17 protein-coding genes are annotated in these 15,058 nt (G+C 41.0%); all 17 read left to right on the forward strand.

Going from position 1 to position 15,058, the window contains the following annotated elements; translation table 11 throughout:
* The first annotated feature begins 285 nt into the window (after window positions 1–285).
* Window positions 286–1,506, forward strand: coding sequence for a folylpolyglutamate synthase/dihydrofolate synthase family protein (locus ODU50_RS09450; protein ID WP_029752398.1), 1,221 nt, complete (start codon window positions 286–288; stop codon window positions 1,504–1,506).
* A 190-nt stretch (window positions 1,507–1,696) separates the two neighbouring features.
* Entirely contained in the window at window positions 1,697–3,220 is a 1,524-nt protein-coding gene (locus tag ODU50_RS09455; RefSeq protein WP_029752400.1) for a quinol oxidase, read from the forward strand.
* A gap of 117 nt (window positions 3,221–3,337) precedes the next feature.
* Complete coding sequence (gene mutL / locus ODU50_RS09460; RefSeq protein WP_105141288.1) at window positions 3,338–5,275, forward strand: DNA mismatch repair endonuclease MutL; 1,938 nt, start codon at window positions 3,338–3,340, stop codon at window positions 5,273–5,275.
* A gap of 38 nt (window positions 5,276–5,313) precedes the next feature.
* Complete coding sequence (gene ruvA, locus ODU50_RS09465; RefSeq protein WP_029179972.1) at window positions 5,314–5,904, forward strand: Holliday junction branch migration protein RuvA; 591 nt, start codon at window positions 5,314–5,316, stop codon at window positions 5,902–5,904.
* Between the two features lie 253 nt (window positions 5,905–6,157).
* Window positions 6,158–6,727, forward strand: coding sequence for a DNA-3-methyladenine glycosylase I (locus ODU50_RS09470; protein ID WP_105153532.1), 570 nt, complete (start codon window positions 6,158–6,160; stop codon window positions 6,725–6,727).
* Between the two features lie 36 nt (window positions 6,728–6,763).
* The gene (locus ODU50_RS09475) at window positions 6,764–7,945 is read left to right on the forward strand and encodes a competence/damage-inducible protein A (protein WP_105153533.1); all 1,182 of its coding nucleotides are present in this window, start codon (window positions 6,764–6,766) and stop codon (window positions 7,943–7,945) included.
* A 51-nt stretch (window positions 7,946–7,996) separates the two neighbouring features.
* On the forward strand, window positions 7,997–9,148 hold the full coding sequence (gene recA, locus ODU50_RS09480; RefSeq protein ID WP_105153534.1) for a recombinase RecA: 1,152 nt from the start codon (window positions 7,997–7,999) through the stop codon (window positions 9,146–9,148).
* 235 nt (window positions 9,149–9,383) lie between these two features.
* Window positions 9,384–9,782: a transcriptional regulator Spx gene (spx, locus tag ODU50_RS09485; RefSeq protein WP_002939362.1), complete on the forward strand. Its 399-nt coding sequence runs from the start codon at window positions 9,384–9,386 to the stop codon at window positions 9,780–9,782.
* 99 nt (window positions 9,783–9,881) lie between these two features.
* Window positions 9,882–10,148, forward strand: a complete 267-nt coding sequence (locus tag ODU50_RS09490) for an IreB family regulatory phosphoprotein (RefSeq protein WP_002939360.1) — start codon at window positions 9,882–9,884, stop codon at window positions 10,146–10,148.
* A complete protein-coding gene (gene ruvX / locus ODU50_RS09495) occupies window positions 10,148–10,567 on the forward strand; it encodes a Holliday junction resolvase RuvX (protein WP_002939356.1) in 420 nt (139 codons plus the stop codon). The genes ODU50_RS09490 and ruvX overlap by 1 nt, the downstream gene beginning before the upstream one ends.
* Before the next feature lie 11 nt (window positions 10,568–10,578).
* Window positions 10,579–10,899 (forward strand): DUF1292 domain-containing protein, encoded by a 321-nt coding sequence (locus ODU50_RS09500; RefSeq protein WP_002939343.1) that lies wholly within the window; start codon window positions 10,579–10,581, stop codon window positions 10,897–10,899.
* Window positions 10,900–11,002: 103 nt separating this feature from the next.
* Complete coding sequence (locus tag ODU50_RS09505; RefSeq protein WP_105153535.1) at window positions 11,003–11,581, forward strand: nucleotidyltransferase family protein; 579 nt, start codon at window positions 11,003–11,005, stop codon at window positions 11,579–11,581.
* Window positions 11,582–12,245: 664 nt separating this feature from the next.
* The gene (gene rpsJ / locus ODU50_RS09510; protein ID WP_002939332.1) at window positions 12,246–12,554 is read left to right on the forward strand and encodes a 30S ribosomal protein S10; all 309 of its coding nucleotides are present in this window, start codon (window positions 12,246–12,248) and stop codon (window positions 12,552–12,554) included.
* Between the two features lie 71 nt (window positions 12,555–12,625).
* A complete protein-coding gene (gene rplC / locus ODU50_RS09515) occupies window positions 12,626–13,252 on the forward strand; it encodes a 50S ribosomal protein L3 (protein ID WP_011921686.1) in 627 nt (208 codons plus the stop codon).
* 24 nt (window positions 13,253–13,276) lie between these two features.
* Window positions 13,277–13,900 carry a 50S ribosomal protein L4 gene (gene rplD, locus ODU50_RS09520; RefSeq protein ID WP_004195490.1) on the forward strand — a complete coding sequence of 208 codons (624 nt, stop codon included), beginning with the start codon at window positions 13,277–13,279 and terminating at the stop codon, window positions 13,898–13,900.
* Window positions 13,900–14,199 carry a 50S ribosomal protein L23 gene (locus tag ODU50_RS09525; RefSeq protein WP_004195491.1) on the forward strand — a complete coding sequence of 100 codons (300 nt, stop codon included), beginning with the start codon at window positions 13,900–13,902 and terminating at the stop codon, window positions 14,197–14,199. The genes rplD and ODU50_RS09525 overlap by 1 nt, the downstream gene beginning before the upstream one ends.
* Window positions 14,200–14,216: 17 nt before the next feature.
* Window positions 14,217–15,050 (forward strand): 50S ribosomal protein L2, encoded by an 834-nt coding sequence (rplB, locus tag ODU50_RS09530; RefSeq protein WP_002936663.1) that lies wholly within the window; start codon window positions 14,217–14,219, stop codon window positions 15,048–15,050.
* Window positions 15,051–15,058 lie beyond the last annotated feature (8 nt).

Below are 15,058 nucleotides of genomic sequence, written 5' to 3' on the forward strand. Positions count from 1 at the left end.
TTACATTGCCAAACATTTATCCATCGTCCGACCCAATCGAACCTTCCAAAGAAAGATAAAAAGCAAGGTACCTGTAAGCTTCACTTATAGAGTAACATAATAGTTGAAAAATAGGGTTAAAAAACCTCCTTTTTGTGCGCCCTAAATACAAAAACTATTCCCGTTTTGTCATGAACTGCTCAGACGAGAATAGTTTCTTTAGCTACTTAAATGCTTAACTTAATGACATTGGGCTTTTTACCCAGCCTCTTTTTTGTTATACTAGACAGTATGTAGGAGGTGGCTATGTTAGAAAATTGGTTAAACACCAAACAAGGTCAGGTGTTTCATTACAAGATGGAAAAGATTGAGTATGCCCTAGAACTACTAGGGAATCCCCAGTTTGCAGTTCCGATCATTCATGTCGCTGGAACTAATGGCAAGGGATCGACCATTGCCTTTCTGCGCCAGCTCTTTCAGACTCACGGCTTGCGTGTCGGTAGTTTTGTATCTCCCCACATGGTGAGTGTACACGACAGGATTTGTATTGACAGCCAGCCCATTTCAGACCATGATTTTCAGCACTATTTACAGAAAGTCTACGACTTGGAGCAGGAAGTCGCCACCCGTTATGAGCCTTTTCGCTATTTTGAGGTCATGGTGCTCATTATGTTCCTCTATTTCGAAGCTCAACAACCCGATGTGGCACTAGTAGAGGTGGGCATCGGAGGACTTTTGGATACGACCAACGTCGTGGCACCGGCTCTCAGCGTCATCACCTCTATCGGCATGGACCATCAGGATTTACTAGGCTCGACTTTAAGGGAAATAGCAGAGCAGAAAGCGGGTATTATCAAGGAAAACGTGCCTGTCGTCCTTGGACCACTTTCTCCAGAAACCACAGTTATCTGTCGCCACATTGCCCAAGACAAACAAGCCTCTGTCCACCAATTTGGTCAGGAATTCACCTATAAAGCAGGACAGTTCAGCAATCCGGACATTGATCTGTCAGAATTGGTTCTGGGTCTGGCTGGCCATCACCAAGAAGAGAATGCGGCCGTAGCCCTACAAACTTTTCTACTCTATATGACCAATATTCAAAAAGACATTCAACCTCAGTTGATTCAACAAGCCCTTGCCCAAACCAGCTGGCCTGGTCGTTTGGAATTGGTAGTTCAAGAGCCAAAAATCTATTTGGACGGAGCCCATAATGTCCCAGCTATCGAACGTTTGCTTGACTTTATTCAAGAACAAGATGAACCTGTCGCCATTCTCTTTTCAGCCCTTCGGCGCAAGGACTTTCAAGAAATGCTGGAATTATTGGACGAAAAATTACCACATACTGCCCTTGTATTAACCAGCTTTGCTTATGATGGTGCCTTGTCTGAGGAAAACCGACAAGGACGAGATTATGTTGAGAATTATCAGCAGTTTATAGAAGATTGGCAATCTAGCAAGCAAGGGATTTTGATTGTCACAGGCTCTCTCTACTTTATCTCAGAAGTTCGTCGGATTTTTAAAAAATGAATATCTTTTTGCGAATAAATAGGTATGACACATGCAGAAAAAGTAGCCTTTTTAAAAGAATTTCAAGAGAACAAACGCCATACCTTTCGACAGTTAGAACTGTTTGCAAAAATTTCCAGCACTCCCGATAGGAAATGACATCGGGAGTGCTTTTTGATATAATAAGGAAAGCAAATCCAAGGAGAAGAAAATGACAGAATTAGATGTAGTTTCGGACGTAGTTACTCATCCTGAGGAAACTTATCGGCGTAGTCGTAGAGCATCACGCAGACAGCAAGTGCAACTGAATGGTGAATTTCATGAAAGAGTATTAAAGACAAAGTATTGGCCAGCTCTTGTTTGGAGCTTAGTTTTAAGTGTTTTTAGCGTAGCTAATCCACTGCTAATGCCATTTGCAACCAATATACAAACTCAAAATTTATATGCAGGGATGGCAATGGCAAATGGACAAATCCCTTATGGTGATTTCTTTGGTACAAGCGGGTTATTATTCTACTTACTTGCTTTCTTAGGTCATCTGGGAGGAACTTTCATTATCTTTGGAATCCTCCAGTTTATAGCATTACTAATAGCGGGAGTCTATTTCTATAAGATTGTAGCTTATTTTAGTCAGTCAGAACACCTAGCGACAAGTTCTAGTCATTGGTTCTATGTATTTATTTTTGCACTTGGTTTTGGAGGGATGTATGCAGAAATGTTTGCTCTTCCATTTCTTTTGACTAGTGTGTGGTTTCTGGTCCGCTATTTTGAAAATGCAGTGCGTGATGAGGCATTTATCCTCTACGGAATCGATGCGGCATTGGTATTTTTAATTTACCCAAAAAGTCTGATCCTTTGGTTAGTTGCGGGTCTAGTTTTATTTATTTTTAATATCCAACACCGCCAAGTTACTCGAGGAATCTATCAATTATTAGCGACCATTTTTGGTTTTCTTCTGATTCTATATGCGGTAGGTTATTATGCTTTTGAGGCGCAGATTCTGGGGACAGCTATTCAACAAACTTTCCTTTATAACTTACAGTTAGACTTTCACCATTCCTATCTATATTTAGCCTTGGCGATTGTGTCTGTATTTTTACTCTTATCTGGATTCTTTAAAAGTTTCATCCAAATGGTATTTTCTTTCAAACAAGGAAGACATACCTATATCAAAGTTCTCCTATTATTGACTTTCTTAGTTCAATGTGTCTTTATTATTGGGAATGCAAACTTTCAATGGAGCCAACTCATTCTTCTTTTACCGTATGGTTTTGCGATGTCAGTCGTTTACCTGCGTGATGAGGATGTAGAAGATTATCGTGGGTATTTGCGTCGTCAATTCTTTCTTCCGTTAGCTATTTGCTTGGGTATTATCGCTCAACCTGTTTATCTTTATTTGGTACAGGGAGATTTGAGAACTGACCGTGAACAAGTTGCCAATTACATTGGTGAACAAACGAAAGATTCGGATAAGATTTATGTTTGGGATAATAGCGCAAGCATCTATCTTTCAAGTCAACGTTTATCTGCCGCAACGATTACTACAGCAGAACCCTATCTGAATACTGACGACAATAAAAATAGCTTGATGTATGACATCAATAAAAATGAGGCAAAATTTGTAGTCGTCAATAAGAATTTGCCAATTCTAGATGAAATCAAGACAAATTTAGAATCACAGTACCAGTCTGTTCAGACAACGGATTACTTTACGATTTATCAAAAGAATGAATGATTGCTCAGGCAGTCATTTTTTCTTTAGGTTATCTGGGAAAAGGAGGGAAAGTGGATATGTGGTATAATGGAAAAATAAGCATTCGGGAAAATTTTTTAAAGAAATGTAGGAGAGATGATGTCACATATTATTGAACTACCAGAAATACTAGCCAACCAGATTGCGGCTGGTGAGGTCATTGAGCGACCAGCCAGTGTGGTTAAGGAGTTGGTGGAAAATTCCATTGACGCAGGGGCTAGTCAGATTGAAATTAGTGTTGAAGAGGCTGGCCTTAAAATGATTCAGATCACGGATAATGGTGAGGGGATTGCCCCTGATGAAGTAGCGCTTGCCCTCCGCCGTCACGCCACCAGTAAGATAAAAAGTCAATCGGATTTGTTTCGTATTCGCACCCTCGGTTTTCGTGGAGAAGCACTGCCTTCCATTGCTTCTGTCAGTCAGATGGTTATTGAGACAGCTAAGGCAGACTCTGCACACGGGCTTCATTTGGAGGCCAAAGGTGGTGTCATCGAGAAAGAGGAGCCAGTTAGTCGTCCAGTTGGCACACAGATTACTGTTTCGGATTTATTTTACAATACCCCTGCTCGTCTCAAATACGTTCGCAGTCAACAGGCTGAATTATCACATATTGTTGATGTTGTAAATCGATTGAGTCTAGCTCATCCGGAAATAGCTTTTGTCTTAGTAAACGAAGGGCGAGAATTAATTAGAACTGCAGGGACAGGGAAACTTCGTCAGGCAATTTCAGGGATTTATGGGATTGCTTCCGCCAAAAAAATGGTTGAAATTGAGGCAGAAGATCTGGATTTTCAGATTTCAGGTTACGTTTCCTTGCCAGAGTTGACTCGTGCCAACCGCAACTACATTTCCATTTTCATCAATGGTCGCTATATCAAGAATTTTTTGCTGAATCGAGCGATTTTGGAAGGTTACGGCAGTAAGTTGATGGTTGGACGCTTTCCGTTGGCAGTCATTTCTATAGAAATTGACCCCTATCTTGCTGATGTTAATGTGCATCCGACCAAGCAGGAAGTTCGTATCTCCAAGGAAAAAGAACTCATGACCTTGATTCGAGAGGCGATTAGTCAAGCGCTTAAAGAGCAGGATTTGATACCAGATGCTCTTGAGAATTTAGCTCAGTCAAGTACTCGACCAAAAGTAAAAGCAGAGCAAGGCACCTTACCACTCAGAGAGCCAAAAATCTATTATGATACGATTAAGCAAGACTTCTTCTTAAAACCAGATGTGGTCGCTGAGGATGTCAAACCTCTCGAAGAGGATAGGCAAGAGATTGTTGAGTCACCTGTCGAAAATAAACCTACATCTGTTCAATTTGCAGAACGTCAGTCGGTGGATTCAGAAGATCAGGAGCATCCTAATCTAAGCGCAAAAGAATTGGCAAAACTGGCAGATAAATTAGACCGGGAGGAAACATCGACATTTCCAGAGTTAGAATATTTTGGTCAAATGCATGGGACGTATTTATTTGCACAAGGTAAGACAGGACTTTATATCATTGACCAGCATGCCGCACAAGAGAGGGTCAAATACGAATACTATCGTGAGAAAATTGGACAGGTTGACAATTCAGCTCAACAGTTATTGGTGCCGTATATTTTTGAATTTCCGCAGAATGATGCCCTTGACCTTGTCCACAAAATGGATGCCCTTCGTCAAGTTGGTGTCAACTTGGAAGAATATGGAGCTAATCAATTTATTCTGCGTGAACATCCTATTTGGATGAAGGAAGAGGAGATTGAGTCTGGTATCTACGAGATGTGCGACATGTTGCTTCTGACGGATCAGGTGTCAATCAAGCAGTATCGGGCAGAACTGGCTATCATGATGTCTTGTAAACGGTCAATCAAGGCTAACCATGCTTTGGATGATTATTCGGCGCGTGATTTATTGAGACAATTGTCTTACTGCCAAAATCCCTATAACTGCCCGCACGGCCGTCCGGTTTTAGTACATTTTAGCAAATCGGATATGGAAAAAATGTTCCGTCGCATTCAAGAAAATCACACGAGTTTGCGAGAATTGGGCAAGTATTAACATAGTTGAAAAAGTTGACACATTAGTAAAGGAAGTATATGTACGACTATATCAAAGGAATTTTAACAAAAATCACTGCAAAATACATTGTGGTAGAAACGCATGGAGTAGGCTATATCTTGCAGGTTGCTAACCCCTACGCCTATTCAGGACAAGTCCAGCAAGAAGTGACTGTCTATACTCATCAAGTGATTCGAGAAGATGCTCATTTGCTCTATGGATTTGCTACAGAAAATGAAAAATCCGTCTTTCTGAGTCTGATTTCAGTATCAGGTATTGGTCCAACAACAGCTCTGGCTATTATTGCTGTTGATGATAATGATGGACTTGTTCGTGCTATTGAGCAGAAGAACATTACCTACCTGACCAAGTTTCCAAAGATTGGCAAGAAAACAGCCCAGCAGATGATTTTGGACCTGGAAGGCAAGTTTGTCATGAGCGAAGAAGCGGGTCCTGTTCAACAAGTAGCACCATCCAGTGAAAATATCGCTCTTGATGAAGCTATGGAAGCCATGGAAGCTCTTGGCTACCGACCAGCCGAACTCAAGAAAATCAAGAAATTCTTCGACGGTACCAACGACACCGCAGAAAACTACATCAAGTCAGCCCTTAAAATGCTGATGAAGTAATAGGATACTAAGGCGTTAAGCGATACAAAGCAAAATAGACGGCCGAACAGAAATTTTGCAAGAAATTTCGTTGTGAGACCTCCGCAATGACAACTAGGTAAAAGGCGAGTTTTGACGAAGCCTTTTGCCAGATGTCAACTGCGTTATTCAGTGATATGTAGGATTCAGTTTGACAATTTTGCAAAGTATCGTAGCCGTGTTTCGGTCAGTTTATCCTGATTCGCACTTTAGTTATTCACCAAAAGGAGTTTCTATGTCCCGTTGTGCTTGGGTTAATCTAAATAATCCACTTTATATTGCTTACCATGATGAAGAATGGGGCAAGCCACTTCACGATGAGCAGTCTTTGTTTGAGTTGCTTTGCTTGGAATCCTACCAAGCAGGACTTTCCTGGGAAATTGTTCTCAATAAACGCCAGGCTTTTCGCTCTGCTTTTTTCAACTATGATATTCAAAAGGTTGCGGCCATGACAGATAGCGAGTTAGATAGCCTTCTGACCAATCCAGACATCATTCGTCATAAGGCAAAACTGTACGCTACCCGCGCCAATGCTCAGGCCTTTCTTCGAGTACAGGAGGAATTCGGTACGTTTGATACGTATCTTTGGGAATGGGTTAACTTTACATCTATCGACAACCCTATTAAGTCCTTTCGAGAACTACCGACCAAAAGTGAACTATCAGAAAGATTATCCAAAGATTTGAAAAAACGAGGCTTCAAATTTGTAGGTCCTGTCTGTATCTACTCTTATTTGCAGGCAGCAGGTCTCTTAAATGAACATGAAGAATCTTGTGATTTTAGAAATCAATTACGAATTTATTAGATGAGCGAGTAATCGCACCCTAGACAGAGGAGGAATATGAAAGCAGAACTAATCGCCGTCGGAACCGAGATTTTGACAGGCCAAATCATTAATACCAATGCCCAGTTCCTTTCGGAAAAATGTGCAGAGCTGGGAATTGATGTTTATTTCCACACAGCTGTTGGAGATAATGAAAACAGGCTTTTGTCTGTACTGGAGGTAGCCAGCCAACGCAGTGATTTGGTTATTATCTGTGGAGGTCTTGGACCAACAGAGGATGACTTGACCAAGCAGACCTTGGCGACCTTCTTAGGTAGAAATCTTGTGTTTGATGAGTTGGCTATGGCAAAATTAGACCGTTTCTTTGCTAGCCGACCAGGTCGTGTCCGTACGCCCAACAATGAACGCCAGGCACAGATTGTGGAGGGAAGTCAGGCGCTACAGAATCCAGCTGGTTTAGCTGTTGGTGGTATGATTGAGCAAGATGGTGTAACCTATATTGTTTTGCCTGGCCCACCAAGTGAGCTCAAGGCCATGTTTTCTGAGAGTCTCTTGCCTTTACTGTCCCAATCTCAGCAGCAACTTTATTCGCGTGTCCTACGCTTTTTTGGCATTGGTGAAAGCCAGCTGGTGACTGTTTTGGCGGACTTGATTGACAAGCAGACAGACCCAACTCTTGCACCCTATGCTAAGGTTGGAGAGGTGACTTTACGCTTGTCCACCAAAGCGACCAGCCAAGAAGAAGCAAATCTACGTTTGAATCAGTTGGAAGAAGAAATCTTGAAACGTGACAAACTGGCAGACTATTTCTATGCCTACGGAGAGGACAATAGTTTGGTCAAAATGGTAGCGTCTTGTTTGATAGAGAAAAAACAAACTATAGCCATCGTCGAACAGGGGACAGGTGGTCTCTTGCAAGCTGAATTGAGTTTGGCTTTGGCTGATCAGCCGTATTTTAGCGGAGGGAAAGTCATCGGTCAGCTAGGGACAGAATCGGGCAGGCTATCAGAGGAAGCTGACTGCATTCGGCAGGAGCTGCAAGCTGATTTAGGTTTGGCTGTGTCTGTGCTTATCAAACCGGAATCAACAGAGGACAACGTACTTGCAAAAGTATATCTCACTTTGGCTACGACCTCGGGTATTTCCAAAAAAGAGATAGATTTAGGTGGTTATTCGTGGCAATACCTTCGCCAGCTTGCTTGTTTGCAGGCCTGGGATTTTGTACGAAACACTTTGTGAAATAGCAGATATTTGCTATAATAGTTTGACTAAGAAAAGAGGAGAAAATCATTGGCTAAGAAACCAGGAAAAAAATTAGAAGATATTACAAAGAAATTTGGCGATGAGCGTAAAAAAGCGCTGGATGATGCCCTAAAATCAATTGAAAAAGATTTTGGTAAGGGTGCTGTCATGCGTCTTGGTGAGCGTGCTGAGCAAAAAGTTCAAGTCATGAGTTCAGGTAGCTTGTCAATCGACATTGCGCTTGGAGCGGGTGGCTATCCGAAGGGGCGTATCATTGAGATTTACGGTCCAGAGAGCTCAGGTAAGACAACTGTTGCCCTTCATGCAGTAGCTCAAGCTCAGAAAGATGGCGGTATTGCTGCCTTTATCGATGCGGAGCATGCCTTGGATCCAGCCTATGCAGCAGCTCTTGGTGTCAATATTGATGAGTTGCTCTTGTCACAGCCAGACTCAGGAGAGCAGGGTCTTGAAATCGCTGGTAAGTTGATTGACTCTGGTGCTGTTGATTTGGTTGTTGTTGACTCGGTTGCAGCCCTTGTACCACGTGCAGAAATTGACGGTGATATTGGTGATAGCCACGTTGGTTTGCAGGCTCGTATGATGAGTCAGGCCATGCGCAAACTCGGTGCATCCATCAACAAAACAAAAACAGTAGCCATTTTCATTAACCAGTTGCGTGAAAAAGTCGGTGTCATGTTTGGTAACCCTGAAACAACACCTGGTGGACGTGCGCTTAAATTCTATGCATCTGTCCGTATGGATGTTCGTGGAAACACACAAATCAAAGGAACAGGCGACAAGAAAGATCAAAACGTTGGTAAGGAAACCAAGGTGAAGATTGTGAAAAACAAGGTGGCGCCACCATTTAAAGAAGCTGTTGTTGAAATCATGTACGGTGAAGGAATCTCTCGTACAGGTGAATTGATTGAGATTGGTAGCAACCTCGGTATCATCCAAAAAGCAGGTGCTTGGTATTCATATAATGGAGAGAAAATTGGCCAAGGTTCTGAAAATGCTAAGAAATTCTTAGCAGATAATCCAGCCATCTTTGATGAAATTGACCGCAAGATTCGTGTTCATTATGGCTTGATTGAAGCAGATGGAGTTGAAGAGGTTGTGACCGAAGAAGCCCCAGTTGCTGTGGAAGAGATCCAAGATGTTATCCTAGATCTTGATGGCGGTATTGAATTAGAAGATTAATTCCTAACAAAATAGATTTAATATTGAACCATTGGTGCATATCTATTATAGGTATGTGCGAAATTGTTTAGTATAAGCACGAAAAAGTCTGGAGATTCCAGGCTTTTTTCTAATAAAAACCGAATTTTTACCCCAAAATTTAATGTTTTTTTAAAAAATAGGTCTGCAGACCGAGGGAATTTATGATATAATAGTCTATAATGTGCTTAATAAAATGTAGCAAAGGAGTGACTACATGATTAAAATTTATACTGTATCTAGTTGTACTTCTTGTAAGAAAGCGAAAAATTGGTTAAATGCTCACCAATTATCTTATAATGAGCATAATCTTGCGAAGGAAGCCATTACTAAGGAAGAAATCCTAAACATCTTAACAAAAACAGAGAATGGTATTGCAAGTATCGTATCGTCAAAAAACCGTTATGCAAAGAGTCTGGACTTTGATATTGAAGAGTTGAGTGTGAACGAGGTCATTGATTTAATTACCTCTAACCCACGTATTTTGAAGAGTCCAATCTTGATTGATGAGAAACGACTTCAAGTGGGCTATAAAGAAGATGATATACGCGCTTTCTTGCCACGTGCAGTGCGCAATGTTGAAAATGCTCAAGCTCGTATGAGAGCAGCTCTATAAGATGTACAAAAGGACTCTTTTGGGGTTCTTTTTGCGCATTTTTTGAGAATAATTAAAATTTGTGATATAATGTAAAAAATAGGGAAAGAAGGTGTAAGTATGGGATTTACCGAAGAAACCGTTCGTTTTCGCCTAGATGATACAGATAAACAAGAAATCAGCAAAACATTGACTAGTGTTTATCGTTCGCTAGAGGAAAAGGGCTATAATCCGATTAACCAAATCATTGGCTATGTATTAAGTGGGGACCCTGCTTATATTCCTCGCTATAATGATGCCCGCAATCAGATTCGTAAGCATGAACGAGATGAAATCATTGAAGAATTGGTGCGCTACTATTTGAAAGGGAATGGGATTGACCTCTAATGAGAATAATGGGATTAGACGTCGGTTCTAAGACAGTTGGTGTAGCCATTTCAGATCCGTTAGGTTTCACGGCCCAAGGGTTGGAAATCATCCCAATCGATGAAGAAAAGGGCGAATTCGGTCTGGAGCGTTTGACCGAACTTGTAGAACAGTACAAGGTTGATAAATTTGTTGTAGGCTTGCCGAAGAATATGAATAATACTAGTGGTCCACGTGTGGAAGCTAGTCAAGCTTACGGTGATTTATTGACTGAGCGTTATAAACTTCCAGTTGATTATCAGGATGAACGTTTAACAACTGTTGCAGCAGAACGGATGCTGATTGAGCAAGCGGATATCAGCCGAGGAAAACGCAAGAAAGTTATTGATAAATTAGCAGCTCAGCTGATTTTACAAAATTATTTAGATAGAACATTTTAAAGGAGATTCTAATGGCACATCATCATGACCATGAACACGACCACAATCACGACGAACGTGAATTGATTACTTTGGTAGACGACCAAGGTAACGAAACACTTTTTGAAATCTTATTGACGATTGACGGTCAAGAAGAGTTTGGTAAGAACTATGTTCTCTTGATTCCTGCAAGTGCAGAAGAAGATGAGAACGGAGAAGTTGAAATCCAAGCCTACTCATACATTGAGAATGAGAATGGCACAGAAGGCGATTTGCAACCTATCCCAGAAGACGCAACAGCAGAATGGGATATGATTGAAGAAGTCTTTAACAGCTTTATGGAAGAGGAATAAAAAGGTCCAGTGGACCTTTTTATCATGAGCCTGAAAACAAGAAAGCGAATTAAGGTCCAGTGGACCTTTTTATCATGAGCCTGAAAATCAAAAGGGAGGCCAGATGAAAGATAGATCTACAGAAAGAAGTAAGAGGCTGAGTGAGGAATTAGAGAGGCATCTACTGGCTGATAAAAATATTTTGGTCATATTAGACATAATGGATAGACTGAATTTATCAGATTGCTGGCTCTGTGCGGGAACTATCCGTAATTTCATTTGGAATCAATACAGTTTTGATGAAGAAACAGATATCGATCTCGTGTTTTTTGATGAAAATATTTCTTATGAAGAGACAATGGGAATAGAAAGCGATTTATATCAAAATTATCCAGCCTATCGATGGGAATTAAAAAACCAAGTGTATATGCATATCCATAGTCCGAATACTAAACCGTATCAATCATCAAGGGATGCGATTGAAAAATTTCCAGAAAGATGCACAGCGATAGGTATTTGTCGAACAGAAAGAAATAAATTAGAAATATTTGCTCCTTTTGGATTGGATGACATTTATGCCTACCAAGTACGACCAACACCACATTTCTTAGCGGATCCTAATCGTATGGAATTGTATCGACAAAGAATTCTTAAAAAACAGTGGAAAAAGAAATGGCTATCGCTAACAGTAAAAGATACCTAACTCCCACCAAGTAAGTAAGCAAAAAACAGTATTTTTTTATAAACTAAAACAATTAACTAAGGGAGACTATGTTATGGAATTTGAAACGGTTTGTTTGAAGTTTGAAACTTAGGTAGGCTACATTGCTACTTCCAAAGTTAAATTTAGAAACCATATCAAGGCTATAATTCGTAAATAGGAAAGTCAAAAACGTAAATTTGATCGTCTCCTCCATGAAGATATTTATGGTCTGATTCAAACACCGAGCTTGGGTAATGATGAGTTGCTGATGTTAAGGGGGCTCCTGAGAGATTATCGAAAAAATTTAATCAATGACCGATTTGAAAATATGGAAAATTGATAAGCGGATAGAGTTTTGCTGACTGTCAAAAAATAATTCGAGAGTTACAAGGATATTAGAAAAAAATTCGTTGATGGTTAACTCAAATAAAAAAAATAAGTAATGAAGAATCCTGAAATAAAAGTTTTGGGATTTTTTGAATTTTTGAGTAAAAACTCTTGCAATGGCAAGTAGAATCTGGTAGAATGTTCTAGTGCCGTAAAAATTACGGCTGTAGCTTTGATGCAAGAGGTTGCGACACGCTCGGTTGCATTGCCACGCGACTCGTGTTGGTTTTCTTGTGGAGCTAGCCTATTATGTTAAATAGACGAAAAGGAGAAAAAGATGGCAAACAAAAAAATCCGCATCCGCTTGAAAGCGTACGAACACCGTACACTTGATACAGCAGCTGCAAAAATCGTTGAAACTGCAACACGTACAGGTGCTCAAGTAGCAGGTCCAGTTCCACTTCCAACAGAACGTAGCCTCTACACAATCATCCGTGCGACTCACAAGTATAAAGATTCTCGTGAGCAGTTCGAAATGCGTACACACAAACGTTTGATCGACATCATCAATCCAACTCAAAAAACAGTTGATGCTTTGATGAAATTGGATCTTCCAAGTGGTGTAAACGTAGAAATCAAACTTTAATTGATTTTGAGCATGAAAAACGCTCGTTAAAAACTTTTTAACTATAAAATAAGAAAAGGAATATTTTTCTCATGACAAAAGGAATCTTAGGGAAAAAAGTGGGAATGACTCAAATCTTCACTGAATCTGGTGAATTTATCCCTGTTACTGTCATCGAAGCAACTCCAAACGTTGTTCTTCAAGTGAAAACAGTTGAAACTGACGGTTATGCGGCAGTTCAAGTTGGTTTTGATGACAAACGTGAAGTATTGAGCAACAAACCTGCCAAAGGCCATGTAGCTAAAGCTAACACAGCTCCTAAGCGCTTCATTCGTGAATTCAAAAACATTGAAGGCTTGGAAGTTGGACAAGAAATTACAGTTGAAACTTTCGCAGCTGGTGATGTTGTTGATGTAACTGGTACATCTAAAGGTAAAGGTTTCCAAGGTGTTATCAAACGCCATGGTCAATCACGTGGTCCTATGGCTCACGGTTCTCGTTACCACCGTCGTCCAGGTTCTATGGGTCCTGTTGCACCTAACCGTGTATTCAAAGGTAAAAACCTTGCAGGTCGCATGGGCGGCAACCGTGTAACAATTCAAAACCTTGAAGTTGTACAAGTTGTTCCAGAAAAGAACGTTATCCTTATCAAAGGTAACGTACCAGGTGCTAAGAAATCTCTTATCACTATCAAGTCAGCAGTTAAAGCTGGTAAATAATAAGGAAAGGGGAAATCAGTCGAAATGGCAAACGTAACATTATTTGACCAAACTGGTAAACAAGCTGGTGAAGTAGTTCTTAACGATGCGATTTTTGGTATCGAGCCAAACCAAGCAGTTGTATTTGATGTGATCATCAGCCAACGTGCTAGCCTTCGTCAAGGTACTCACGCAGTTAAAAACCGTTCAGCAGTCTCAGGTGGCGGACGCAAACCATGGCGTCAAAAAGGAACTGGACGTGCTCGTCAAGGTTCTATCCGTTCACCACAATGGCGTGGCGGTGGCGTAGTCTTCGGACCAACTCCACGTTCATACGCGTACAAACTTCCACAAAAAGTTCGTCGCTTGGCACTTAAATCTGTTTACTCAGAAAAAGTTGCTGAAAACAAATTTGTAGCTGTTAACTCACTTGAATTCACAGCTCCAAAAACTGCTGAATTTGCAAAAGTACTTGCAGCATTGAGCATTGATTCTAAAGTCCTTGTTATTCTTGAAGAAGGCAACGAATTCGCAGCTCTTTCTGCTCGTAACATCCCAGGAGTTAAAGTTGCAACTGCAACAACTGCAAGCGTACTTGACATCGCAAATGCAGACAAACTTCTTGTAACTCAAGCAGCTATCTCTAAAATTGAGGAGGTTCTTGCATAATGAATTTGTATGATGTTATCAAAAAACCTGTCATCACAGAAAGCTCAATGGGCCAACTCGAAGCAGGCAAGTATGTATTTGAAGTTGACACTCGTGCGCACAAACTCTTGATCAAGCAAGCTGTTGAAGCTGCATTCGAGGGTGTTAAAGTTGCAAATGTTAACACAATCAACGTGAAACCTAAAACAAAACGCGTAGGTCGTTATGTAGGTCGCACAAACAAAGTGAAAAAAGCAATCATCACATTGGCTGCTGATTCAAAAGCGATCGAATTGTTCGCTACAGCTGACGCTGAATAATCAAAGGAGGAATTAACGTGGGTATTAAAGTTTATAAACCAACGACAAATGGCCGTCGTAACATGACTTCTTTGGACTTCGCTGAAATCACAACAAGCACTCCAGAAAAAAGCTTGCTTGTTGCTTTGAAGAGCAAAGCTGGTCGTAACAACAACGGTCGCATCACTGTTCGTCACCAAGGTGGCGGTCACAAACGTTTCTACCGTTTGGTAGACTTCAAACGTAACAAAGATGGCGTTGAAGCAATCGTTAAAACTATCGAGTACGATCCAAACCGTTCAGCAAACATCGCTCTTGTACACTACACAGACGGTGTTAAAGCTTACATCATTGCTCCTAAAGGTCTTGAAGTTGGTCAACGCATCGTTTCAGGTCCAGAAGCAGATATCAAAGTTGGTAACGCACTTCCACTTGCAAACATCCCAGTCGGTACTGTTGTTCACAACATCGAGTTGAAACCAGGTCGCGGTGGTGAGTTGGTTCGTGCTGCTGGTGCATCTGCACAGGTTCTGGGTCAAGAAGGTAAATACGTTCTTGTTCGCCTTCAATCAGGTGAAGTTCGTATGATCCTTGGTACTTGCCGTGCTACTGTTGGTACTGTAGGTAACGAACAACATGGTCTTGTTAACCTTGGTAAAGCAGGTCGTAGCCGTTGGAAAGGTATCCGTCCAACAGTTCGCGGTTCTGTAATGAACCCTAACGATCACCCACACGGTGGTGGTGAAGGTAAAGCACCAGTTGGTCGTAAAGCACCATCTACACCATGGGGTAAACCAGCTCTTGGTTTGAAAACTCGTAACAAGAAAGCTAAATCTGACAAACTCATCGTTCGTCGTCGCAACCAAAAATAATCTAATTT

This window comes from Streptococcus sp. 2020WUSS084 (assembly GCF_044427445.1).
Lineage (GTDB): Bacteria > Bacillota > Bacilli > Lactobacillales > Streptococcaceae > Streptococcus > Streptococcus suis.